The sequence below is a fragment of the Pseudomonas sp. S1_E05 genome (assembly GCF_056337105.1).
Genome location: NZ_JBFRHM010000001.1, coordinates 1,764,234 through 1,785,508, shown reverse-complemented (window position 1 = coordinate 1,785,508; position 21,275 = coordinate 1,764,234). Strand labels below are relative to the sequence as shown.

17 protein-coding genes are annotated in these 21,275 nt (G+C 61.1%); 4 read left to right on the top strand and 13 right to left on the bottom strand.

Annotated elements, in window-relative coordinates; all coding sequences use genetic code 11:
- Nucleotides 1-63: 63 nt before the first annotated feature.
- The 7 genes from AB4N33_RS08120 to AB4N33_RS08090 all read right to left on the bottom strand — a co-directional run bounded on the left by AB4N33_RS08120 (nt 64) and on the right by AB4N33_RS08090 (nt 7,511).
- Entirely contained in the window at nt 64-1,704 is a 1,641-nt protein-coding gene (locus AB4N33_RS08120; protein ID WP_476456947.1) for a BatD family protein, read from the bottom strand.
- On the bottom strand, nt 1,701-3,437 hold the full coding sequence (locus AB4N33_RS08115) for a tetratricopeptide repeat protein (protein WP_476456946.1): 1,737 nt from the start codon (nt 3,435-3,437) through the stop codon (nt 1,701-1,703). Before AB4N33_RS08115 ends, AB4N33_RS08120 begins: the two co-directional genes overlap by 4 nt.
- The gene (locus tag AB4N33_RS08110) at nt 3,434-4,513 is read right to left on the bottom strand and encodes a vWA domain-containing protein (RefSeq protein ID WP_460125466.1); all 1,080 of its coding nucleotides are present in this window, start codon (nt 4,511-4,513) and stop codon (nt 3,434-3,436) included. Before AB4N33_RS08110 ends, AB4N33_RS08115 begins: the two co-directional genes overlap by 4 nt.
- A complete protein-coding gene (locus AB4N33_RS08105) occupies nt 4,506-5,000 on the bottom strand; it encodes a DUF4381 domain-containing protein (protein WP_460125463.1) in 495 nt (164 codons plus the stop codon). The genes AB4N33_RS08110 and AB4N33_RS08105 overlap by 8 nt, the downstream gene beginning before the upstream one ends.
- Entirely contained in the window at nt 4,997-5,881 is an 885-nt protein-coding gene (locus AB4N33_RS08100) for a DUF58 domain-containing protein (protein WP_476458793.1), read from the bottom strand. Before AB4N33_RS08100 ends, AB4N33_RS08105 begins: the two co-directional genes overlap by 4 nt.
- 64 nt (nt 5,882-5,945) lie before the next feature.
- Nucleotides 5,946-6,905, bottom strand: coding sequence for an AAA family ATPase (locus AB4N33_RS08095; RefSeq protein WP_460125458.1), 960 nt, complete (start codon nt 6,903-6,905; stop codon nt 5,946-5,948).
- 252 nt (nt 6,906-7,157) lie between these two features.
- Nucleotides 7,158-7,511 carry a hypothetical protein gene (locus tag AB4N33_RS08090; RefSeq protein ID WP_460141879.1) on the bottom strand — a complete coding sequence of 118 codons (354 nt, stop codon included), beginning with the start codon at nt 7,509-7,511 and terminating at the stop codon, nt 7,158-7,160.
- A 517-nt stretch (nt 7,512-8,028) separates the two neighbouring features.
- Here AB4N33_RS08090 and AB4N33_RS08085 point away from each other — a divergent pair.
- A complete protein-coding gene (locus tag AB4N33_RS08085) occupies nt 8,029-12,924 on the top strand; it encodes an NAD-glutamate dehydrogenase (protein WP_476456945.1) in 4,896 nt (1,631 codons plus the stop codon).
- A 161-nt stretch (nt 12,925-13,085) separates the two neighbouring features.
- Here the strand turns inward: AB4N33_RS08085 and AB4N33_RS08080 are convergent, their stop codons facing one another.
- The 4 genes from AB4N33_RS08080 to pdxR all read right to left on the bottom strand — a co-directional run bounded on the left by AB4N33_RS08080 (nt 13,086) and on the right by pdxR (nt 16,349).
- Nucleotides 13,086-13,688: a hypothetical protein gene (locus AB4N33_RS08080; RefSeq protein ID WP_476456944.1), complete on the bottom strand. Its 603-nt coding sequence runs from the start codon at nt 13,686-13,688 to the stop codon at nt 13,086-13,088.
- Nucleotides 13,689-13,899: 211 nt separating this feature from the next.
- Complete coding sequence (locus AB4N33_RS08075) at nt 13,900-14,310, bottom strand: cupin domain-containing protein (protein ID WP_460125447.1); 411 nt, start codon at nt 14,308-14,310, stop codon at nt 13,900-13,902.
- Between the two features lie 194 nt (nt 14,311-14,504).
- The gene (locus tag AB4N33_RS08070; RefSeq protein WP_460125444.1) at nt 14,505-14,798 is read right to left on the bottom strand and encodes a putative quinol monooxygenase; all 294 of its coding nucleotides are present in this window, start codon (nt 14,796-14,798) and stop codon (nt 14,505-14,507) included.
- A 117-nt stretch (nt 14,799-14,915) separates the two neighbouring features.
- Nucleotides 14,916-16,349, bottom strand: coding sequence for a MocR-like pyridoxine biosynthesis transcription factor PdxR (gene pdxR, locus AB4N33_RS08065; RefSeq protein ID WP_460125441.1), 1,434 nt, complete (start codon nt 16,347-16,349; stop codon nt 14,916-14,918).
- 207 nt (nt 16,350-16,556) lie between these two features.
- Here pdxR and AB4N33_RS08060 point away from each other — a divergent pair, with 207 nt between their 5' ends.
- Nucleotides 16,557-16,997: a carboxymuconolactone decarboxylase family protein gene (locus AB4N33_RS08060; protein WP_460125438.1), complete on the top strand. Its 441-nt coding sequence runs from the start codon at nt 16,557-16,559 to the stop codon at nt 16,995-16,997.
- Between the two features lie 134 nt (nt 16,998-17,131).
- Here the strand turns inward: AB4N33_RS08060 and AB4N33_RS08055 are convergent, their stop codons facing one another.
- Nucleotides 17,132-17,353 carry a cbb3-type cytochrome c oxidase subunit 3 gene (locus AB4N33_RS08055; RefSeq protein WP_476456943.1) on the bottom strand — a complete coding sequence of 74 codons (222 nt, stop codon included), beginning with the start codon at nt 17,351-17,353 and terminating at the stop codon, nt 17,132-17,134.
- Nucleotides 17,354-17,368: 15 nt separating this feature from the next.
- Entirely contained in the window at nt 17,369-18,796 is a 1,428-nt protein-coding gene (ccoN, locus tag AB4N33_RS08050) for a cytochrome-c oxidase, cbb3-type subunit I (RefSeq protein WP_460125433.1), read from the bottom strand.
- A 283-nt stretch (nt 18,797-19,079) separates the two neighbouring features.
- Between ccoN and AB4N33_RS08045 the strand changes: the two genes are divergently transcribed.
- Complete coding sequence (locus AB4N33_RS08045; protein WP_476456942.1) at nt 19,080-20,753, top strand: nitrite/sulfite reductase; 1,674 nt, start codon at nt 19,080-19,082, stop codon at nt 20,751-20,753.
- Nucleotides 20,750-21,229 carry a DUF934 domain-containing protein gene (locus tag AB4N33_RS08040; RefSeq protein ID WP_476456941.1) on the top strand — a complete coding sequence of 160 codons (480 nt, stop codon included), beginning with the start codon at nt 20,750-20,752 and terminating at the stop codon, nt 21,227-21,229. Before AB4N33_RS08045 ends, AB4N33_RS08040 begins: the two co-directional genes overlap by 4 nt.
- Nucleotides 21,230-21,275 lie beyond the last annotated feature (46 nt).

Below are 21,275 nucleotides of genomic sequence, written 5' to 3'. Positions count from 1 at the left end.
GCGGTTGGCAGGGGTAATCGAGGTGATCTTGGGGCCTTATCGCGACGGTGGTTCAGGCGGCCACTATTTCGGATAAAGCGGCGGCAATCCGCTGTCACCCAACGGATCCTGTTTGCGCTCGGCCATCGGTATGGTCCTGATCGCCCGCCACAGTTCCTCACCTTGCCAATGCTGGCCACTTTCGCTGTACAGCGCGCCGTTCAGGCCGTCCAGGGCATCGGACAGCGGGACGAAGCGCGCGGCCATGTCGGCCAGGGTTTCCGGTTGCTGGCGGGCCCAGGCGTCCAGCGCCTGGCGGGTGGCGTGGGTGTCGTTGGCCTGACAGGCACGCTTGAGGTCGTCGAGTACAGTGCGCGGGCTGGGGCCGGCTTGCGCGGCCCGCAGGATCGCCGGTTGCCAGCGGGCGCGCCACCACAGGCCAAAACCGAGGAGGGTGGTGCACGCCAGCGTCAGGGTGCTGAGCTTCCACCACCAGAGTGCTTCGTTATCGGCGGCAGTGATAACCGGCGTCACGCCGGCGGGGGTATCGACCATCAAGCCGGGGTTGTTCGCCACGCTGAGGGTGCGCGCGGGCAGGCTGGTGTGCTCGAGGTGATCTTCGAAGGTGTTCCACCAGACCACGTCCACGGCTGGCAACTCGATGTCGCCACTGCGCACCGGCACCAGGGCTTCGCGGTCCTCGCGGCTGCCGATCAGGCCGCGTTCGCTGTTCTGATTGCCCAGCACCGGCTGGTCGGGATAGCGCCGCAAGCCGTTGACGTCGGTGGCCGGTAGCGGTGGCAGTTGAGTGCTGGCCAGGCCTTCGGCTTTCAGCGTCAGACTGCGGGTGAGCGAGTCACCGACCTGTGTCTGCTCAGGCTCCGGGTTCCAGCTTTCGCTCAGGCTCAAGCTTCGGGCCGGCAACCAGGGCGCGTCTGCCGGGTAGGTCGCCGGCTTGGCCTTGACCGTCAACGTCAGTTTGCCTGAGCTTACGCGCATCAGCTTGCCGGATTTTGGCACCTGCGCTTCAACTTCCTGGGCGGGCTGAGGGTCCACCAGGGTCGCACTGAAGATCTGTGCCGGCAGGGTCACATGGCCACTGTGCTGTGGGTAGATCGCATAGCGCAGTTCGATCACGCCGTGACGCACGCCCTCGATATCCTTTTCGTAGGTGCGTGATTCCCCCAATTGCTCGATGCGCGCATCGGGGATCTGCAAGGGCGTCAGGCTGCTGTCGTCGTACAGCGAGACGGAATGATAGATGCGCACGGTGAGGATCGCCTGGGCCTGCACGTATACGCTGTCCTGGTCGAGGCTGGCCTCGATGAACACCGGTCCGCGTTTGCCGACGCGGTCCTGGGTTTCGCTTTCGACCACTTGCAGGGTGATCGGCTGGCTCTGCGCGTCGCCCAGTTTCAACGGGGCAATGACCACGCTGCCATTCTGACGGGGCAGCAGGGTAATGATCCAGCGGGTGGTCGCACGGCTATCGCCGTCGATGGTAGTCAACTGGTTGACCTGGCGGGTGCCACGCACCTCGAACAGGGGTTCAAGTGCCGTCAGGTCCGGCTTGCCGAACTGCGTCACATCTTTGGATTCCAGGGTCAATTCGACCGTTTCACCGGAACTCAGGCGGGTACGGTCGACACTGGCGGCCAGCTCCGCGCCCTGGGCTTGTAAGGTCCAGAGCAGCATGGCAGCCAGCAGGGCGGTGAAGCGTGTCATCGGGTTTTTTCCTGATCCTGATGTTGTTGCTGTTCGTACCAGAATTTACGCCTGAGCAGTTCCCCCGGGTCATCCGGGATCTTGCGCAGCCATTGCTCCAGGGCCTGGCGCTGTTCGCCATCGATGGCATCGCTGGCCGGGCGCAAGGGCGGGGTGGTGCTTTGTTCATCGCCCAGTTCGCTGCCGGGCACTTCGTTGCTGCCCGGTCGTGGCGGCGTGGGTTCGGCGTCTTGTGTGTCTGGTGTGGGTGTCTGTGCCTCGGCATTGGCTTGCCCGGTGTCAGCCGGTTGGGTCGCGGCGCCGGGCGGTTGCTCCTGCGGAGCACCGGGTTTTTCGTCCTCGGGTTTTGGCGATTCGACCGGTTTCGGCGCGGTTTTCTGCTTTAGCAGGTTCTCCACCAAAGCCTTGTTGGTCAGTGCCGGGCGCAGATCCGGTTGCAGCTCCAGTGCCTGCTCGTAGGCATCCAGCGCAGCTTCCAGCTCACCGCTTTTGGCCAAGGCGTTACCTCGATTGTAGTGGGCATGGGCGTCGTTGCCTTCGGCGAAACGCTGGGCGGCAGCGCTGTAATCGCCGGCCTCATAGAGTGCCACGCCCTGCCATTGGTGGTTATCGAAATGCTGCGCTGCCTCGGCTGGGCGCTTTTGCTTGAGCAAGTGCAGCCCCTGTTGGTCGGGACGCAGCCACAGGTCTTTGAAGTCGAACGCGTAGCTGGGTTGCGGCAATAAAAACAGCAGTGGCAGGCAGAACAACCAGCCGCGCCGACCGGCACAGGCCGCCAGTAGCAGGAGAGGCAACAACAACCAGTAACCCTGATCGGCCCAGGTGTCGAGACGTAAGGTCTGGCCATCGTTACGCAGGCTGCGTGGCCCGGCGAGCAGACCGAGACCGCGCAGGTCGGCATCCTCGAGGCGGGCATGGCGATAACGACCATCGAGGCTGTTGACGAAGGCTTTCAACCCCGGCTCGTCCAGGTGTGGCACCAGAATTGCGCCTTGTTCATCCTTGAGGAAGCTACCGTCTTCCTGGGTGATCGGCGAGCCCTCGGCGGTGCCGACTCCGAGCATCAGAAATTGCGTGGATTTGCCGTCCAGCGCCTGTTGAATGCCTTCGCGCTCCAGATCGCTTAGAGAGGAGCCGATCAGCAGGATGCGGCCATCGCCCAACGCTCCCTGTTTGAGTAATGTCAGGGCCTTGGTCACCGCCAGGTCCGCGCGATGACCAGGCTGGGGCATTAACGACGGTTTGAGCGAATCCAGCAAATTGCGGCTGGTGGCGAGGTCGTCCGATAACGGCACCAGCGTGTGTGCACTGCCGGCGTACACGATGATGGCGGTCTGCGCGTCGCTGCGATTTTGCAACAGGTCGAACAGTTTGCGTCGGGCCTGTTCGAGTCGGTTGGGTGGCACGTCGGTGGCGAGCATTTGCGGAGTCAGTTCCAGGATCACCACCAGTGGGTCCGCTGGCTTCTGGCTGTTTTGTTCGACACGCTCCCAGCTCGGCCCGAGCAACGCCACAATGGTCAGCAGCCACGCGATACCGAGTGCGACCCACGGCAATTTGCTTTCGCGGCCGTTGCCGCCACTGAGCAACGCGGCGTGGAAGGCTGGCGGCAGGATCATTTGCCAGCGCCCGGCGCGTTTCTGCCTGTGCCAGAGTTGCCAGAGCAACCAGCCCAGCAACGGCACCAGCAACAACCAGCCGGGGCGGAACCAGTACGGCCACAGATCGCTCATCGGCGCCTCCGCAGACGCAGACGCCTGAGGCGATCGCGCCAGTCGGGCAGGGCACTCTGGGACAACAGATCCTTGGTAAACAGGCGATGCAACGGGTTATGCGGCCAGCGTTCGCGCACCACCAGCAGCATGCTCAGCAACAACGCCATTGCCAGCGGCCAGTGGTACAAGGCCAAAGCCGGGCGGGCCTGGGTCGGTTGTTGCGCCACCGGCTCCAGTTGATCGAGGGTCTCCTTGATCGCCTGCAACTGTTCGCCATCACGAGCGCGGAAATACTGGCCATGGGTGGCCGCGGCAATGGCTTGCAGCGATGGTTCATCGAGGTCCAGGCTTGGGTTGACGCCGAGAAATCCCGGCGTGCCGGACTGCTCAGGGTCGGCGCCGATGCCGATGGTGTAGATTTTCACGCCTTCCCGAGCCGCCAGCCGCGCGGCGGTCAGTGGGCCAATTTCACCACCGTTGTTGGCACCATCGGTCACCAGGATCAGCACGCGACTTTGTGCCGGACGCATGCGCAGGCGCTTGAGGGCCAGGCCAATGGCGTCGCCGATGGCGGTGTTCTTGCCGGCGATGCCAACCCGCGCTTCGTCGAGCCAGGTCCGTACGGTGCGCCGGTCGAAGGTCAGCGGCGCCTGCAAATAGGCGCGGCTGCCAAACAGAATCAGGCCGACCCGGTCGCCCTCACGGCTCTCGAGAAAATCTCCGAGCAAATGTTGCACCAGCGCCAGGCGACTGACTTCATCGTCCTGCCATTGCATGTCAGGGAAATCCATGGAACCGGACACGTCCACAGCCACGAGCAAGTCGCGGCCGCTGGCGGCAATCGGCAGCGGTTCGCCCAGCCACTGCGGTCGCGCTGCAGCAATCAGCAGAAACAGCCACAGCAACATGAAGGGCGCCTGTTGGCGCCAGGCTGGAAGATTGGCCCGTGCGCGGCGGCGAGCCAGGCCTTCCAGGTCGCCGAGAAAGCTGACCTTGAGCGCCGGCTCGCCGCTGTCAGCCACCGGCAATACGAGGCGCATCAGCCACGGTAGCGGCATCAGGGCGAAGATCCACGGCCAGGCGAACTCAAACATGTTTGCGAATCCAGGTTTCGACGGCCTGGGTGAGGCCGGCGATGGCCTTGTCGTCAAGTTTGCATTCGGGCTTGTAGGCGCCTTCGACCAGCACCATCCAGCGCGTGAGGCCGGCGGCGGGGCAGCGGTTGTCGAGGAACGCCAGCCATTTGCGACCGTTGAGGGTGTGGCTCTGGCTGTAGGGGTAATGATTGCGGCACAGGCGCTTGAGCAGGCCGTTGAGTTGCTGCAGCCACGCACCGGCGGGGGCGCCATCATAAGGTTTGGGCAGCAGGGCCAGTTCCGCCAGCGCGGCGAGGCGTACCGGGTCCAGGGGTTGTTCGGCACGTACGATCAGGCGCTTGGTGGGCAGCAAGCTGCGTGCTTTCCACAGGCCGAACGCGATCAGTACCAATGCCAGCAATAACAGCCACCAGCCCGGCGCGGGCGGCCAAACGCTGATGGGCGGCGGGGAAATCAGCGGCTGCAACTGTTCCAGACTGCTCATCGACCTTTCCCCGGACTCTGCGGGTTCAGGTACTCGCGCAGTTGTTCGACCATTTCGCTTTGGGTGCTCAACGGCATCAGCAAGACCCGAAGCTTCTGCGCCAGCAGTTCCCAGCGCGCGATCCGTGCTTCGGCCTGGGCGCGGTAGCTCTGGCGCAGGTCGAAATTCAGGGTGTCGATTTCCAGTTGCGCGCCGCGCTCGGCAAAACGCAGCAAGCCGGCAGCGGGCAGGGCGTGGTCCAGCGGGTCGGATACCGGCAACAGCAACAGGTCGCAATGGCGCGACAACAGGCTCAGTTGTTGTTCGGTGCCTTCGGTCAGCGCGCGCTCATCACAGATCACGATCACCAGGCTGCCGGGGCGCAGCACTTCCCGGGCGCGGCGCAGGGCGAGGTTGAGGCTGTCGCGGTTCTGTTCGGTTTCGGTGTGCAGCGATTGATTGACCCGCACCAGCCGGTTAAGCAGTTGCAGCAGGCTTTGTTTGCTCCGCCGGGGTTTGATTTCGTAATGCTCGTTGTCGCCGAACACCAGCCCGCCAACCCGATCGTTATGACCGAGCGCTGCCCAGCCAATCAGACTGGCGGCCTGGGCCGCGAGCACCGATTTGAACATCAGCCCGGAACCGAAGAACAGCCGACGGCTTTGCTCTACGATGATGAAAATCGGGCGCTCGCGTTCTTCGTGGAACAGCTTGGTGTGGGGCTCCTGGGTGCGGGCCGTGACGCGCCAGTCGATGGTGCGTACGTCGTCGCCCGCCTGATAGACCCGCACCTGGTCAAAATCCACGCCGCGACCGCGCAGTTTGGAATGGTGCAGCCCGATCAGCGGGCTGCGCTGGCTCGGCGTGGAGAACAGCTGCACTTCGCGCACGCGGTGACGCATCTCGATCAGTTCGGCGAGACTGATGCGGATGCCCGGCTCGGGCGGCAAAGGGCGCTCATCGGGGTCAAGCGACGGCTACGACGTCGAGAATCCGCTGGACCACCCGGTCCTGGTCAATGCCGGCGGCTTCCGCTTCGAAGGACAGGATGATGCGGTGGCGCAACACGTCGAACAGCACCGCCTGGATGTCTTCCGGACTGACGAAGTCGCGACCGGCAAGCCAGGCGTGGGCGCGGGCGCAGCGGTCCAAAGCGATGGATCCCCGGGGGCTGGCGCCATAGGCAATCCATTCAGCCATTTCCGGGTCGAACTTGGCCGGGTTGCGGGTGGCCATGACCAACTGCACCAGGTATTCCTCCACGGCGTCCGCCATGTAAAGGCCCAGGATTTCCTTGCGCGCGGCAAAGATCGCCTGCTGGCTGACTCGGCGTTCCGGCTTGGTTTCGCCGTTCAGCGCTTCGCCACGGGCCTGCTGCAGGATGCGGCGCTCGACGGCGGCGTCCGGAAAACCCATTTTCACGTGCATCAGGAAGCGGTCGAGCTGGGCTTCAGGCAGTGGGTAGGTGCCTTCCTGTTCAATGGGGTTCTGGGTGGCCATTACCAAAAACAGCGGCGACAGCTCATAAGTGCTGCGCCCGACACTGACCTGGCGCTCTGCCATGGCCTCGAGCAGGGCCGACTGAACCTTGGCCGGCGCACGGTTGATTTCGTCTGCCAGCACGAGGTTGTGGAAGATCGGGCCTTGCTGGAAGACGAAGCTGCCGGTTTCCGGTCGATAGATTTCTGTGCCGGTAATGTCGGCAGGCAGCAGGTCGGGGGTGAACTGGATTCGATGGAACTGGGCCTCGATGCCTTCGGCAAGCTCCTTGATGGCCTTGGTCTTCGCCAGGCCTGGCGCACCCTCGACCAGCATATGGCCATCGGCGAGCAAGGCGATGAGCAACCGCTCGATGAGTTTTTCCTGGCCGAGAATCTGCGTGGAAAGAAAGGTTCGCAGCGCGATGAGCGCCTCACGATGTTCCATCGATGACTGTTCCTGGAAAGGGTGACCTGAGCGTTCGACTATCGCCAAGGCTGGGGGCGTTACTTTAATCCATCGCGGGGGGCGGCGACTAACGGCATTTTGTGCAAAGTGTGGGAAATGGATGGTGGAGTGGGATCCCTGTAGGAGCGAGCATGCTCGCGATGGTCGTCAACGATGACGCGGGATGCCTGACACCCAGCGGTGTTATCGGGGCCATCGCGAGCATGCTCGCTCCTACAGGAGAGGCGTTCCTCAGATCTCGCTGATGTAGGTCCCGGTCCCATCCAGAATATTCTTGAGGGTCAGCTCGACCTCCGCCAGATCGCTGGCATCGGTGTTGTGCGTGATCTCCAGCACATCATCGCCATTGAGCGCATCGGCATCCGCCGCCGCGATTTCGATGAGCAGGCGGGTCGGGCTGAGGGTGACCTTGACGCCGTCGAGGGTCGAAGGCTCGCCGTCCAGGGTGATTTCCAGCTCGTCCTCGTCCGGGTAACGGCTCATCAGGAACATGTCCCCCTTGTCGCTGTGGCAGGCGAGCATGGCCATGTTGTCTTCTTCGTCGTCGCACGGGTTGACGATCAACAGGGAGGTGGTCATTTGCATGGGAATTCCTGGCTCGAGGAGCGATGTGAAAGCGGTAAAAACGCAATTCTGCCAGCCTTCGGCCATTTCTGCTCGTCTCACCGCCAGCGAACGTGTCGTGACTGCACGGTAGGTTACTGGTCATTTTCGATACGAGCCTGCCGCAAATCCGGGGATTAGACGCCCGTTTTTCCCGATGGCTGCTAGTGTTATTCGATGCCTGTCGCAACAGCAGCATTCCGATGACCGAATATGTCGCAGCACCGCAAGCACCGGCCTTGCCGCACTGGTTAAGCTGCGCAACGGATGGATACCTGTAAAGACCTGCCTGTAAAGACAATGTGCAATTGATCGCACAGTCGTTTTTGCACATGGCCGTTCACCGAAGATGAATGTGACCCAAGTGTCCCGTCCAGCTTCACCCACCTGTCACCCTGTTTCCTCTGCCCGAGAATCAGGAACAGGGTGACGGATCGCCCCGAAAGGGGTGTTGCACGCGACGCTTCAATCAATAACAAGCCCAAGCGGAGTACCACAGATGGCGTTCTTCACCGCAGCCAGCAAAGCCGACTTCCAGCACCAACTGCAAGCGGCACTGGCGCAGCACATCAGTGAACAGGCACTGCCACAAGTGGCGCTGTTCGCTGAACAATTCTTCGGCATCATTTCTCTGGACGAGCTGACCCAGCGTCGGCTGTCCGACCTCGCTGGCTGTACCCTTTCTGCGTGGCGCCTGCTTGAGCGCTTCGATCACGCGCAACCGCAAGTGCGCGTCTACAACCCGGATTACGAACGCCATGGCTGGCAGTCGACCCACACGGCGGTCGAAGTGCTGCACCACGACCTGCCATTTTTGGTGGACTCGGTGCGGACCGAGCTGAACCGTCGCGGCTACAGCATTCATACCCTGCAAACCACCGTGCTGAGCGTGCGTCGCGGCAGCAAGGGCGAATTGCTGGAAATCCTGCCGAAAGGCACCCAGGGCGACGACGTGCTGCAAGAGTCGTTGATGTACCTGGAAATTGACCGTTGCTCCAACACCGCCGAATTGAACGTCCTGGCAAAGGAACTCGAACAGGTCCTGGGTGAAGTGCGCGTCGCGGTCAGCGATTTCGAACCCATGAAGGCCAAGGTCCAGGAAATCCTCACCAACCTGGACAACAGCCGTTTCGCGGTTGATGCCGACGAGAAGAACGAAATCAAAAGCTTCCTGGAATGGCTGGTGGGCAACCACTTCACCTTCCTGGGCTACGAAGAGTTCGTGGTCACCGATCAGGCCGATGGCGGCCACATCGAGTACGACCGGGACTCCTTCCTTGGCCTGACCAAACTGCTGCGCACCGGCCTGACCTACGATGACCTGCGCATCGAAGACTACGCCGTGAACTACCTGCGCGAACCGACCCTGCTGTCGTTCGCCAAGGCCGCGCACCCAAGCCGTGTACACCGTCCGGCTTACCCTGACTACGTGTCGATTCGTGAAATCGACGCCGATGGCAAGGTCATCAAGGAATGCCGCTTCATGGGCCTGTACACCTCGTCGGTGTATGGCGAAAGTGTGCGCAACATTCCGTACATTCGCCGCAAGGTCGCGGAAATCGAACGCCGCTCCGGCTTCCAGGCCAAGGCTCACCTGGGCAAGGAACTGGCACAGGTCCTGGAAGTACTGCCACGGGACGATCTGTTCCAGACCCCGGTGGACGAGCTGTTCAGCACCGTGATGTCGATCGTGCAGATCCAGGAACGCAACAAGATCCGCGTATTCCTGCGCAAGGACCCGTACGGTCGTTTCTGCTACTGCCTGGCCTACGTGCCGCGTGACATCTACTCCACCGAAGTGCGCCAGAAGATCCAGCAAGTGCTGATGGATCGCCTCAAGGCTTCGGACTGCGAGTTCTGGACATTCTTCTCCGAGTCCGTGCTGGCCCGCGTGCAACTGATCCTGCGTGTGGACCCGAAAAACCGCATCGACATCGACCCGCAACAACTGGAAAACGAAGTGATCCAGGCCTGCCGCAGCTGGCAGGACGATTACTCGGCGCTGACCGTCGAGAGCTTCGGCGAAGCCCAGGGCACCAACGTGCTGGCGGACTTCCCCAAAGGCTTCCCGGCGGGTTACCGCGAGCGTTTCGCCGCGCACTCGGCCGTGGTCGACATGCAGCACCTGCTGAGCCTGAACGAGAAAAACCCGCTGGTGATGAGTTTCTACCAGCCGCTGGGTCAGGTGTCCGGTCAGCGCGAACTGCATTGCAAGCTGTATCACGCTGATACCCCGCTGGCACTGTCCGACGTGTTGCCGATCCTGGAAAACCTCGGGCTGCGTGTGCTGGGTGAGTTCCCTTACCGCTTGCGTCACACCAATGGTCGCGAGTTCTGGATCCACGATTTCGCGTTCACCGCCGCCGAAGGCCTGGACCTGGACATCCAGCAGCTCAACGACACCTTGCAGGATGCCTTCGTCCACATCGTCAGCGGCGATGCCGAGAACGATGCGTTCAACCGCCTGGTGCTGACCGCCGGCCTGCCATGGCGCGACGTGGCGCTGCTACGTGCTTATGCCCGCTACATGAAACAGATCCGCCTGGGCTTTGACCTGGGCTACATCGCCAGCACCCTGAACAACCACACCGACATCGCCCGCGAGTTGACCCGGTTGTTCAAGACTCGCTTCTACCTGGCGCGAAAGCTCAGCGGCGACGACCTGGAAGACATGCAGCAACGCCTGGAGCACGCGATCCTCAGCGCCCTGGACGAGGTTCAGGTGCTCAACGAAGACCGCATCCTGCGTCGCTACCTGGACCTGATCAAGGCGACCCTGCGCACCAACTTCTACCAGGCAGACGCCAAGGGTCATAACAAGTCGTACTTCAGCTTCAAGTTCAATCCGCACCTGATTCCTGAACTGCCGAAACCGGTGCCGAAGTTCGAAATCTTCGTTTACTCGCCGCGTGTCGAAGGCGTGCACCTGCGCTTTGGCAACGTGGCTCGCGGTGGTCTGCGCTGGTCCGACCGTGAGGAAGACTACCGCACCGAAGTGCTGGGCCTGGTAAAAGCCCAGCAGGTGAAGAACTCCGTCATCGTGCCGGTGGGCGCCAAGGGTGGCTTCCTGCCACGTCGCCTGCCACTGGGCGGCGGTCGGGACGAAATCGCAGCAGAAGGTATCGCCTGCTATCGCATCTTCATTTCCGGCCTGCTGGACATCACCGACAACCTGAAGGATGGCGCGCTGGTGCCGCCGGCCAACGTCGTGCGGCATGACGACGATGACCCGTACCTGGTGGTGGCAGCGGACAAGGGCACTGCAACCTTCTCCGACATCGCCAACGGCATCGCCATCGACTACGGCTTCTGGCTCGGCGATGCGTTTGCCTCCGGTGGCTCGGCCGGTTACGACCACAAGAAGATGGGCATTACCGCCAAGGGCGCGTGGGTGGGCGTACAACGCCATTTCCGCGAGCGCGGCATCAATGTCCAGGAAGACAGCATCACCGTGGTGGGCGTCGGCGACATGGCCGGTGACGTGTTCGGTAACGGCTTGCTGATGTCCGACAAGCTGCAGCTGGTCGCGGCATTCAACCACCTGCACATCTTCATCGACCCGAACCCGAACCCGGCGACCAGCTTCGCCGAGCGTCAACGCCTGTTCGACCTGCCGCGTTCGGCCTGGTCGGATTACGACACCAGCATCATGTCCGAAGGCGGCGGGATTTTCTCTCGCAGTGCGAAGAGCATCGCGATTTCCGCGCAGATGAAAGAGCGCTTCGACATCCAGGCTGACAAACTGACCCCGACCGAACTGCTGAACGCCTTGCTGAAGGCGCCAGTGGACCTGTTGTGGAACGGTGGCATCGGCACCTACGTCAAGGCCAGCACCGAAAGCCACGCCGACGTGGGCGACAAGGCCAACGATGCACTGCGCGTGAACGGTAACGAGCTGCGCTGCAAGGTCGTGGGTGAGGGCGGTAACCTGGGCATGACCCAACTGGGTCGCGTCGAGTTCGGTCTCAATGGCGGCGGTTCCAACACCGACTTCATCGACAACGCCGGTGGCGTGGACTGCTCCGACCACGAAGTGAACATCAAGATCCTGCTGAACGAAGTGGTTCAGGCCGGCGACATGACCGACAAGCAACGCAATGTGTTGCTGTCGAGCATGACCGACGAGGTCGGTGGGCTGGTGCTGGGCAACAACTACAAGCAGACTCAGGCCTTGTCTCTGGCGGCTCGTCGTGCATTGCCACGCATCGCTGAATACAAGCGTCTGATGAACGACCTTGAAGGCCGTGGCAAGCTGGATCGCGCCATCGAGTTCCTGCCGTCGGAAGAGCAGATCAACGAACGCGTCGCGGCGGGCCATGGCCTGACCCGTCCGGAGTTGTCGGTGCTCATTTCCTACAGCAAGATCGACCTCAAGGCCGCGTTGCTCGAATCCCTTGTGCCGGATGACGACTACCTGACCCGCGACATGGAAACCGCTTTTCCACCGACGCTGGTGAGCAAGTTCTCCGAGGCGATGCGCCGTCACCGTCTGAAGCGCGAGATCGTCAGCACCCAGATCGCCAACGATCTGGTGAACCACATGGGCATTACCTTCGTTCAGCGACTCAAGGAGTCGACCGGCATGAGCCCGGCGAACGTGGCGGGGGCCTATGTGATCGTTCGGGATATCTTCCACCTCCCGCACTGGTTCCGTCAGATCGAAGCCCTGGACTACAAGGTGTCGGCTGATGTGCAACTGGAAATGATGGACGAGCTGATGCGCCTGGGCCGTCGTGCCACCCGCTGGTTCCTGCGTACCCGTCGCAACGAGCAGAATGCGGCTCGTGACGTCGCGCATTTCGGTCCACACCTGAAGGAACTGGGCCTGAAACTCGACGAACTCCTGGAAGGTCCGACCCGCGAAGGCTGGCAGAAGCGTTACCAGGCTTATGTCGAAGCGGGTGTGCCCGAGTTGCTGGCGCGCATGGTCGCAGGTACCTCGCACCTGTATACCTTGCTCCCGGTCATCGAGGCGTCCGACGTCACCGGCCAGGATCCGGCGGAAGTGGCCAAGGCTTACTTCGCGGTGGGTGAAAAGCTGGACATCACCTGGTACCTGCAACAGATCAGTGCCTTGCCGGTTGAGAACAACTGGCAGGCTCTGGCCCGTGAAGCGTTCCGCGACGACGTCGACTGGCAGCAACGGGCGATCACCATTTCTGTCCTGCAGCTGTGCGACAGTTCGGTGGAAGCACGCCTGGACGCCTGGTTGGCGCAACACGCCAGCATGATCGAACGCTGGCGTGCCATGTTGGTGGAAATCCGTGCCGCCAGCGGCACGGACTACGCCATGTACGCAGTGGCCAACCGCGAGCTGCTCGACCTGGCGTTGAGTGGGCAAGTCGTTGTGCCAGCCCAGGCAGCCCCGGCCAGCGCCGAGCCGCAACCGGCCTGATCCGGCGTTGAATGAAAAAGCCCCGCATCGAAAGATGCGGGGCTTTTTTTGCGTGTTCTTGAGGGCGCTGGCTTGGCCGCGACGGCGGCCGTCCAGCCAACAATGACGTTGTCTTGCAGTCACATCGCAAGCCGGCTCGCTACCACAGGGCACTCAGCGCATCAATCGTCGTCCGATTGCGGGCGTGGTTCAATGAATAGCGGGTAAGGTTCGCCACTGGTTGGGTACGGTACGTTGCGTTCGAGAATCGTCAGGTTGAACGCCAATGAGTCACCGGACTGATCACCGTAGCTATACAGTTTTGGTTGTTGTATGAGTTGCCTTTTTATAACGCCAGCATTGCGTGCTTTCAGATACACCGTGGCCTGGTTGTTTGTCAGGTTGTCCAGTGTAATGATCTGCTTTTCGTTATTTAGCAAGTTGAAGGAAGTTGTCTTGCCTCCAGCAGCGGGAAATGCTCCCAGTAAACCATTGTTGTCCTTGCTGAGGTATTTTCCCAGATACGCTTCACTGCGGATCTGAATGTTGTAGTAGTCGTCATAGCAGCGAAAATATACGATCATTTCCTCAGAGCGGGTACGAACCGTTTCGTCTCGCCCGCGGTGCACTTGTACCATGGCCTGCGTGGTCGCAGAGTACCGGTGAGCAGTTGTCAGCAAGTTGCCCTGGTCAGCGGGCACCTTCAGCATTTGATCGAAAAACTTCATCATGACGTTATTGCACCGGATGGATGCAATAAAGGATCTTTCTTGTTCGGTACTCATAAAGTCTCCATTAACTTGAGTTGTTCGCATCGTGCGAGCCGCCAGAATAATGGAGTTGAAGTTCAACAACAGATTTGAACAATTGCCTGATGTTACCCCGAACCCGTAGGGGCGAGCTTGTTCGCGATGCGTTGTTGCAGGCAACTTACAGGGTGAGCATATAACGCATTGCGAGCAAGCTCGCTCCATGTATGTTCAGGTTCAGCGGGAATTAATTCTCCAGCGGAATCAACACTTTCTCATCCGGAGATAACACCATGAACACCAGCAACTTGGCCGGTTTGGTCTTGCTCGCGTTTTTCGAAACCAGATGTTCCGATCCCGCAGGCTCATACCAGTATTCACCGGCCTTGTAGGTTTTCGCCGGTTCGCCCTTGACCTGGGAGGTGATCGCTCCCGACAACACGTAGGCCATCGCCGTGCCCTCGTGTTTGTGCGCGATTGAGGACTGGCCAGGCAGGTAGTCGACTTCGAGCATCAGAGCTTTTTTGTCGGGGACGTTCTTCAGGACTTCGTCCTGCAGGATCGTGACCTTTTCCGAAGGGTCATGGGCGAATGCTGGAACCGGCAGCGTCAGGGCCAGGGCAGCGAGTGGGGCGGCACACAAGCGCAACATTTTCATGGGTTATTACCTGCGGTGGTTGGTCGTCAGGGACCAGATTAGCCCCCGATGTCAGAGGGGCAAACGGCCAATTCTCACGAAGGCAAGGGGACCAATGTCACCGGTGCATAAAAAAGACCGCAGCCTGCGGCGGTGCTTACAGAGGCACTGAGTGCCCTGTAGGCGCCGTCGTTGGCTGCGGCCTATTAACCGTTTCAGCGAATCGGAAAGCTGTTGAAATCCACGGCATTGGCCAACTGGTTGTCGATCAGGCCGATGAATCCCTGGACTTCAGGGCAGTTGAAATGTTGGTGCATGGCCGCTTCCGATTGCCAGCGGGCGCTGACGTTCCAGCGGTTGCTGTCCTCGGGGCAGCGGTCGACCATATAGGATTCACAGCCCGGTAATTCGCGCAGCGTTTCGACAATCTTCTGCAGTTGCTTGCCCAGCTCTTCCGAGCGACCGGAGACGGCCTGTACCTTTACGGTGTTGATCACTTCGTTGGACATTACTCACACTCCTGAATCAGGCTGTCCTGCTCATTGAGGGATAACGCCTATGCAGGATAGGCCTGCACCCCTGGACCGCCAATAGCCAATCGCGGGATAAAAACCCAGGCCAATGGCTCAGGCAATCTGCTGAAAAATGTCCCGCAGGCGATCCAGAGCGGGGTCGATGTCCAGCATTTCAATGGCGCCAAAGCCCATGAGCAGGCCGTCCTGGGGCGTTCGCTGATAGTAGAAGGGAGCGATGGGATACAGCCCGACTTCGACCTTTCTTGCCAGTTCGACCAGCAATGGCATATCGATAGGCACTTTGCATCTAAGGGACATGTGGAAACCGGCGACGCTGGGGATCGCTTCGAGCCAGGGCGAAAGATCGCTCGCCACTCGCGTGAGAATGCGCTCGCGCCGAGCCGCGTAGATCGCGTGGCAGCGCCGGATATGCTTGAGCAGGCAGCCTTCGGCGATGAACTTGGCCAGCGCCCATTGGGGCAGGGTGGAGGTGTGCAGGTCGGTCAGTTGCTTGGCGCGGATCACCGCTTCGAGGATGGCCGGCGGCAGGATCATATAGCCCAGGCGCAACTCCGGCAGCAGCGTTTTCGAAAAGGTGCCCACGTAAGCGACGATTCCGTATTCATCCATGCTTTGCAGGGAATCGGTAGGCCGGCCTTCGTAGCGGAACTCACTGTCGTAGTCGTCTTCGATAATGATTGCGCCCAGCTCCCGGGCCCGTTCCAGCAACGCCACCCGACGCGCCTGGCTCATGGCGATGCCGAGTGGAAACTGGTGTGACGGCGTCACGTAGATCAGTCGGGTCCCCTCGGGGATCCTGTCGACCTGAATGCCCTCTGCGTCAACCGGCACGCCGACCACCGTGGCCCCGTGGCTGCCGAACAGCAGGCGCGCTGGCGGGTAACCGGGGTCCTCCATGGCAACGAGGCTGCCGGGACGGGTCAACACCCGGGAAATCAGGTCCAGCGCCTGCTGAGCACCGTTGCACACCACCACATCTTCATCCTGGCAATTCACCCCACGCGAGAACGCGATGTGCCGAGCGATGGCGTTACGCAGCGCCGGCAGGCCTTCAGGAAAGCTGTAGAAGCCCTTGGAGCCCGCTATTTGGCGCAGGGCGTGAGACGTGCAGCGCCGCCAGTCGTCCTGGGGAAACTGGCCCTTGCTGGTGGCGCCACCGATGAAGTCATAGCGCAGCGAGCCTTCCAGGGTCGGGTGGCGCAGGAACACCGGCAAGTTACGCCAGGACTCGATGACCTCGGCACTGGCCAGTTGGGAATGGCCCTGCCTGGGCTGTGCCTTGGCCGGCCGGGTATTGACGTAGGTGCCTTTGCCGATCACGCCGGTCAGGTAGTTCTCGTAGGTCAGTTGCGCGTAGGTGTCGGAAATGGTTTTGCGCGAGATGCCCAGTTGTTCAGCGAGCAGCCGGCTGGGCGGCAGTTGCGTGCCGGCGGCCAGGCGTCCGGACTCGATGGCGCTGCGCAACTGGTTGTACAACTGGCCTGCCAGGTCCTTGCGGCCGTTGATGACAACATGAAGTTCCATACCGACGAGGCTCCTGGGCAATTGACCGACGCGCGTTCGCGTCGCGAAAGATTAACCTCAAGCATTGCCTTGCAGAAGTTGAGTGGTGCAAAAATCGTGGATTGGTCTACCCCGTAATGGTCCGCCGTTATTTCGTCGAATTGGCACTGTCACGCCGGAGCAACAACGCCTAACTTGAAACATCCCAACGATGTCCGAGGTTTTGTCATGACGTTGCGCCTGGATTACTACAGCGCGTCACCCAAAGCGATGAAAGCCATGATGGCCATGGAGGCGCTCACGAGCAACCTGAGCATTGAACCTGCGCTGTTGCACTTGATCAAAATCCGCGCGTCGCAACTCAACGGCTGCGCTTTTTGCACCGATATGCATTCGGTGGACGCGCGCCGTCTGGGCGAGACCGACCGCCGTCTGTACTCACTCGTGGTCTGGCGCGACAGCAACTTTTTCAACCCGCGTGAACGTGCGGCACTGGCCTGGACCGAATCGGTGACCCTGCTCGCGCAAAGCCATGTGCCGGATGACGTGTACGAGCAGGCGCGTGAGCATTTCAGCGAAAACGAGATGGTCGACCTGACCATCGCCGTCACCACGATCAACAGCTGGAACCGCCTGGCCGTGAGTTTCCGGCAAACGCCAAGCGCCTGAATACCCTTTACACCTCCCAACTGTGAGAGCGAGCCTGCTCGCGATGGTCGTCAACGATGACGCTGGCTGTCTGATGCCCAGCGGTGCTGCTCACACCATCGCGAGCATGCTCGCTCCTACAAGGGGCAGTGATTTCACATCTCCAGATTGATATACCCAGGCTTTGGCTCTTCCGGCGCCACCGCCTTCACGGCTTTGCCGGTCGCAGCTTCAACCCGGCGGGCCACCTCGGGGTCATCGGCGAACGGTATCAGGCTCGCGTCCTCCAGGCTTTGTGCCGTCTCCCGCTTCAGGCAGTGCTCGACCGCCAGCCACAGGCCCGCGACGAACAGTAGGTTGAGCAGTATCTCGAACATCAAAAGCTCCTTGCCTCAGGCAATCTGCGCCTCACGTTCGGCCATGCGCACATCCGCGACCCGCACGGTGCGCCAGACGTTGTAGGCCATCAGGATCATGCCTGTCAGGAAGAACACGCCCCCGGCGAAGCGCACCACAAAGCCTGGATGGCTGGCCTGCAAGGCTTCGACGAACGAGTAGGTCAGCGTGCCGTCGTCGTTGATCGCGCGCCACATCAGGCCCTGGGTGATTCCGTTGACCCACATCGAGGCGATGTACAACACCGTGCCGATGGTCGCCAGCCAGAAGTGCGCGTTGATCAGGCCGATGCTGTGCATCTGCTCGCGACCGAAGACTTTTGGCACCATGTGGTAGGTCGCGCCAAAGGTGATCATCGCCACCCAGCCCAACGCGCCTGCATGTACGTGCCCGATGGTCCAGTCAGTGTAGTGGGAGAGGGCGTTGACCGTCTTGATCGCCATCATGGGACCTTCGAATGTCGACATGCCGTAGAACGCCAGTGACAACACCAGGAAACGCAGGATCGGGTCGGTGCGCAACTTATGCCAGGCGCCCGACAGCGTCATCATGCCGTTGATCATCCCGCCCCAGCTTGGCGCCAGCAGGATCAGCGACATCGCCATGCCCAGCGACTGTGCCCAGTCCGGCAGCGCGGTGTAGTGCAGGTGGTGAGGACCGGCCCAGATGTACAGGGTGATCAGCGCCCAGAAGTGCACGATCGACAAACGATACGAATACACCGGCCGGCCAACCTGTTTTGGCACGAAGTAATACATCATGCCGAGGAACCCGGTGGTGAGGAAAAAGCCCACGGCGTTGTGCCCGTACCACCACTGGACCATGGCATCAGTGGCCCCGGAATACACGGGATAGGACTTGAACCAGTCCACAGGGATCGACAGGTGATTGACCACGTGCAGCATCGCGATCACCACGATGAAGGCGCCGAAGAACCAGTTGCCCACATAGATGTGCTTGGTCTTGCGTTGCACCACGGTGGTGAAAAACACGATGGCATAGGCGACCCAGACCACGGCCATCCACACCGCGCCGCTGAATTCGATCTCGGCATATTCCTTGGTGGTGGTATAGCCCAGCGGCAGGGTGATGAACATGATCACGATCACCGATTGCCAACCCCAAAAGGTGAAGGCAGCGAGTGTGTCTGAGTAAAGCCGTACCTGGCAGGTACGCTGCACCGCGTAATAACTCGCGGCGAATTGTGCGCTCCCGGCAAAACCGAAGATCACCAGGCTGGTGTGCAGCGGTCGCAGGCGCCCGAAGGTGGTCCACGGCAGGTCGAGATTCATCTCCGGCCACACCAGTTGCGAGGCGATCCACACCCCCATCGCCATCCCCACGACGCCCCAGAATACGGTCGCCACGACGAATTGGCGGACGACCTTGTAGTTATAGGCCTGTCCGATTGTTGCTGTGCTCATGGTCAATGCTTCCACGGTTGCAAAGTCTCGCCAGGCCACCCGGACTGGCATGCCCGTGCACTGTAGAAACCCCGCGGCAAACAAAACAGACTCAGTAAAATCTCATTTATACGGATCAGATAATGCGCCACGGCAGCGGTGATCCGGGGTGGCCTGATCTGGTTTATTAATGTTCAGCTGAAGCTGTAACTCACCGGCTCATCACGCGATCCTCATCCCACCCCAATCCCTGTAGGAGTGGGGACACGGGAACGAAGTCCGAACGCCCTGATGAGGTAGCCACATGTATCAATACGACGACTATGACCGGGCGCTGGTGTTCGAGCGCGTTGCGCAGTTTCGCGACCAGGTCGAGCGCTTCCGTGCGGGCGAGTTGAGCGAAGAAGAGTTTCTGCCGCTGCGCCTGCAGAACGGCCTGTACATGCAAAAACACGCATACATGCTGCGTGTGGCCATCCCCTACGGCACCTTGAATGCCCGGCAGATGCGCACGCTGGCGAGCATTGCCAGGGATTACGATCGCGGCTACGGTCATTTCACTACCCGACAGAACATGCAGTTCAACTGGATCGAGCTGGACCAGGTGCCTGAAATCCTCGAACGCCTGGCCGAGGTCGACATGCATGCGATCCAGACCTCTGGCAACTGCGTGCGCAACATCACCACGGAAGCCTTCGCCGGGGTGGCTGCCGACGAACTGATCGACCCACGCCCATTGGCGGAAATCCTGCGTCAATGGTCGACCATCAATCCGGAATTTCTGTTTTTGCCCCGCAAGTTCAAGATCGCCATTTGCTCCGCCGAGCAGGACCGTGCGGCCATCATGATGCATGACATCGGTCTCTATCTTTACCGTGGTGCCTATGGGCAAATGCTGCTGCGGGTGATCGTCGGGGGCGGGCTGGGGCGCACGCCGATTCTCGGTTTGCAGATCCGCGAGGGCTTGCCCTGGCATCACCTCCTGTCCTATGTCGAGGCGGTACTGCGGGTGTACAACCGACATGGCCGGCGAGACAACAAGTACAAGGCGCGCATCAAGATCCTGGTCAAGGCACTGGGCATCGAAGCTTTCGCCCGGGAAGTGGAGGAGGAGTGGCAGTACCTCAAGGATGGACCCGCACAACTGACGGACCAAGAGTACGAGCGGGTCGCCAGTGCCTTCCTGCCCCCGGACTACCGCGACCTGTCCAGCACCGACCTGGCATTCGGCAGCCGCCTGGCGGAAAACGCCGACTTCGCCCGATGGTTCACGCGCAACGTGCAGCCGCACAAGGTGCCGGGCTACGCCAGCGTGGTGCTGTCGACCAAACCGGGTGTGGCGGCACCGCCGGGCGACGTCACCAGCGAGCAGATGAATGCCGTGGCCGCGTGGTCCGAGCAGTTCGGCTTCGGTGAAATCCGAATCGCCCATGAACAGAACATTGTCCTGCCGGACGTGCCCAAGGCCGACCTGTTCAGCCTCTGGCAACTCGCGTGCGGGCAAGGCCTGGGCAGCGCCAACATTGGCCTGCTGACCGACATCATCGCCTGTCCTGGCGGTGACTTCTGCGCCTTGGCCAACGCCAAGTCGATCCCGATTGCCCAAGGCATCCAGGCACGCTTTGAGGACCTGGACTACCTGCATGACCTGGGCGATATCAGCCTGAATATTTCCGGTTGCATGAACGCCTGCGGGCATCACCACATTGGCAACATCGGCATCCTCGGCGTCGACAAGAATGGCAGCGAGTGGTACCAGGTGACCCTCGGCGGCGCCCAGGGTAAGGCCAGCGCGCTGGGTAAGGTCATTGGCCCGTCGTTCAGCGCCAGCGAAATCCCCGGCGTGATCGAACGCATTATCGAGACCTTTGTGCTCTACCGTGAAAGCGAGGAGCTGTTCGTTGACACCCTGCAACGCATCGGCCTGGAGCCGTTCAAGGAAGTGGTGTATCCCAAAGTGCTTGAGGTGTCGGTATGAACAACCTGCTGCGACTGGAAGCGGGTCAAGCTCGCATTGACGGCGACGACCCCTGGACGCTGTTGCGCGATCCAGCGTCGGCTCAACCTGCCGGCCCACTGATCCTGCCGCTGGCCATCTGGTTGCAGGACCCCGAGCGCAATGGTGTCTGGCTCGGGCCGGATGACGAGGTGGAGAGCCTGCGACCATGGCTGGGGCAGTTGCGCCTGATCGCCCTGGACTTTCCGAGTTTTCGCGACGGTCGCGCCTACAGCCAGGCATACCTGCTGCGCACCCGCATGGGCTGGGCCGGTGAACTGCGCGCAATCGGCGATGTGCTGCGCGATCAGCTCAGCCATATGCGCCAATGCGGGTTCGATAGTTTTGCGGTGCGCGAGGACAAGTCTGCCGAAGATGCACTCAAGGGACTGGCGGGGATGAGCGTGTTGTACGGGCGTTCGGTGATCGAACCACGACCCTTGTTTCGGCGGCGTTAAACAAGGAGCACTCGTCCCGGTGTGGCAGACGAAATTCTTCCCGACA

Bases quoted from the DNA above. Each gene is read 5' to 3' on its own strand.
- AB4N33_RS08120 (WP_476456947.1), bottom strand. From the start codon at position 1,704: ATGACACGCTTCACCGCCCTGCTGGCTGCCATGCTGCTCTGGACCTTA.
- AB4N33_RS08115 (WP_476456946.1), bottom strand. From the start codon at position 3,437: ATGAGCGATCTGTGGCCGTACTGGTTCCGCCCCGGCTGGTTGTTGCTG.
- AB4N33_RS08110 (WP_460125466.1), bottom strand. From the start codon at position 4,513: ATGTTTGAGTTCGCCTGGCCGTGGATCTTCGCCCTGATGCCGCTACCG.
- AB4N33_RS08105 (WP_460125463.1), bottom strand. From the start codon at position 5,000: ATGAGCAGTCTGGAACAGTTGCAGCCGCTGATTTCCCCGCCGCCCATC.
- AB4N33_RS08100 (WP_476458793.1), bottom strand. From the start codon at position 5,881: ATGCGTCACCGCGTGCGCGAAGTGCAGCTGTTCTCCACGCCGAGCCAG.
- AB4N33_RS08095 (WP_460125458.1), bottom strand. From the start codon at position 6,905: ATGGAACATCGTGAGGCGCTCATCGCGCTGCGAACCTTTCTTTCCACG.
- AB4N33_RS08090 (WP_460141879.1), bottom strand. From the start codon at position 7,511: ATGCAAATGACCACCTCCCTGTTGATCGTCAACCCGTGCGACGACGAA.
- AB4N33_RS08085 (WP_476456945.1), top strand. From the start codon at position 8,029: ATGGCGTTCTTCACCGCAGCCAGCAAAGCCGACTTCCAGCACCAACTG.
- AB4N33_RS08080 (WP_476456944.1), bottom strand. From the start codon at position 13,688: ATGAGTACCGAACAAGAAAGATCCTTTATTGCATCCATCCGGTGCAAT.
- AB4N33_RS08075 (WP_460125447.1), bottom strand. From the start codon at position 14,310: ATGAAAATGTTGCGCTTGTGTGCCGCCCCACTCGCTGCCCTGGCCCTG.
- AB4N33_RS08070 (WP_460125444.1), bottom strand. From the start codon at position 14,798: ATGTCCAACGAAGTGATCAACACCGTAAAGGTACAGGCCGTCTCCGGT.
- pdxR (WP_460125441.1), bottom strand. From the start codon at position 16,349: ATGGAACTTCATGTTGTCATCAACGGCCGCAAGGACCTGGCAGGCCAG.
- AB4N33_RS08060 (WP_460125438.1), top strand. From the start codon at position 16,557: ATGACGTTGCGCCTGGATTACTACAGCGCGTCACCCAAAGCGATGAAA.
- AB4N33_RS08055 (WP_476456943.1), bottom strand. From the start codon at position 17,353: ATGTTCGAGATACTGCTCAACCTACTGTTCGTCGCGGGCCTGTGGCTG.
- ccoN (WP_460125433.1), bottom strand. From the start codon at position 18,796: ATGAGCACAGCAACAATCGGACAGGCCTATAACTACAAGGTCGTCCGC.
- AB4N33_RS08045 (WP_476456942.1), top strand. From the start codon at position 19,080: ATGTATCAATACGACGACTATGACCGGGCGCTGGTGTTCGAGCGCGTT.
- AB4N33_RS08040 (WP_476456941.1), top strand. From the start codon at position 20,750: ATGAACAACCTGCTGCGACTGGAAGCGGGTCAAGCTCGCATTGACGGC.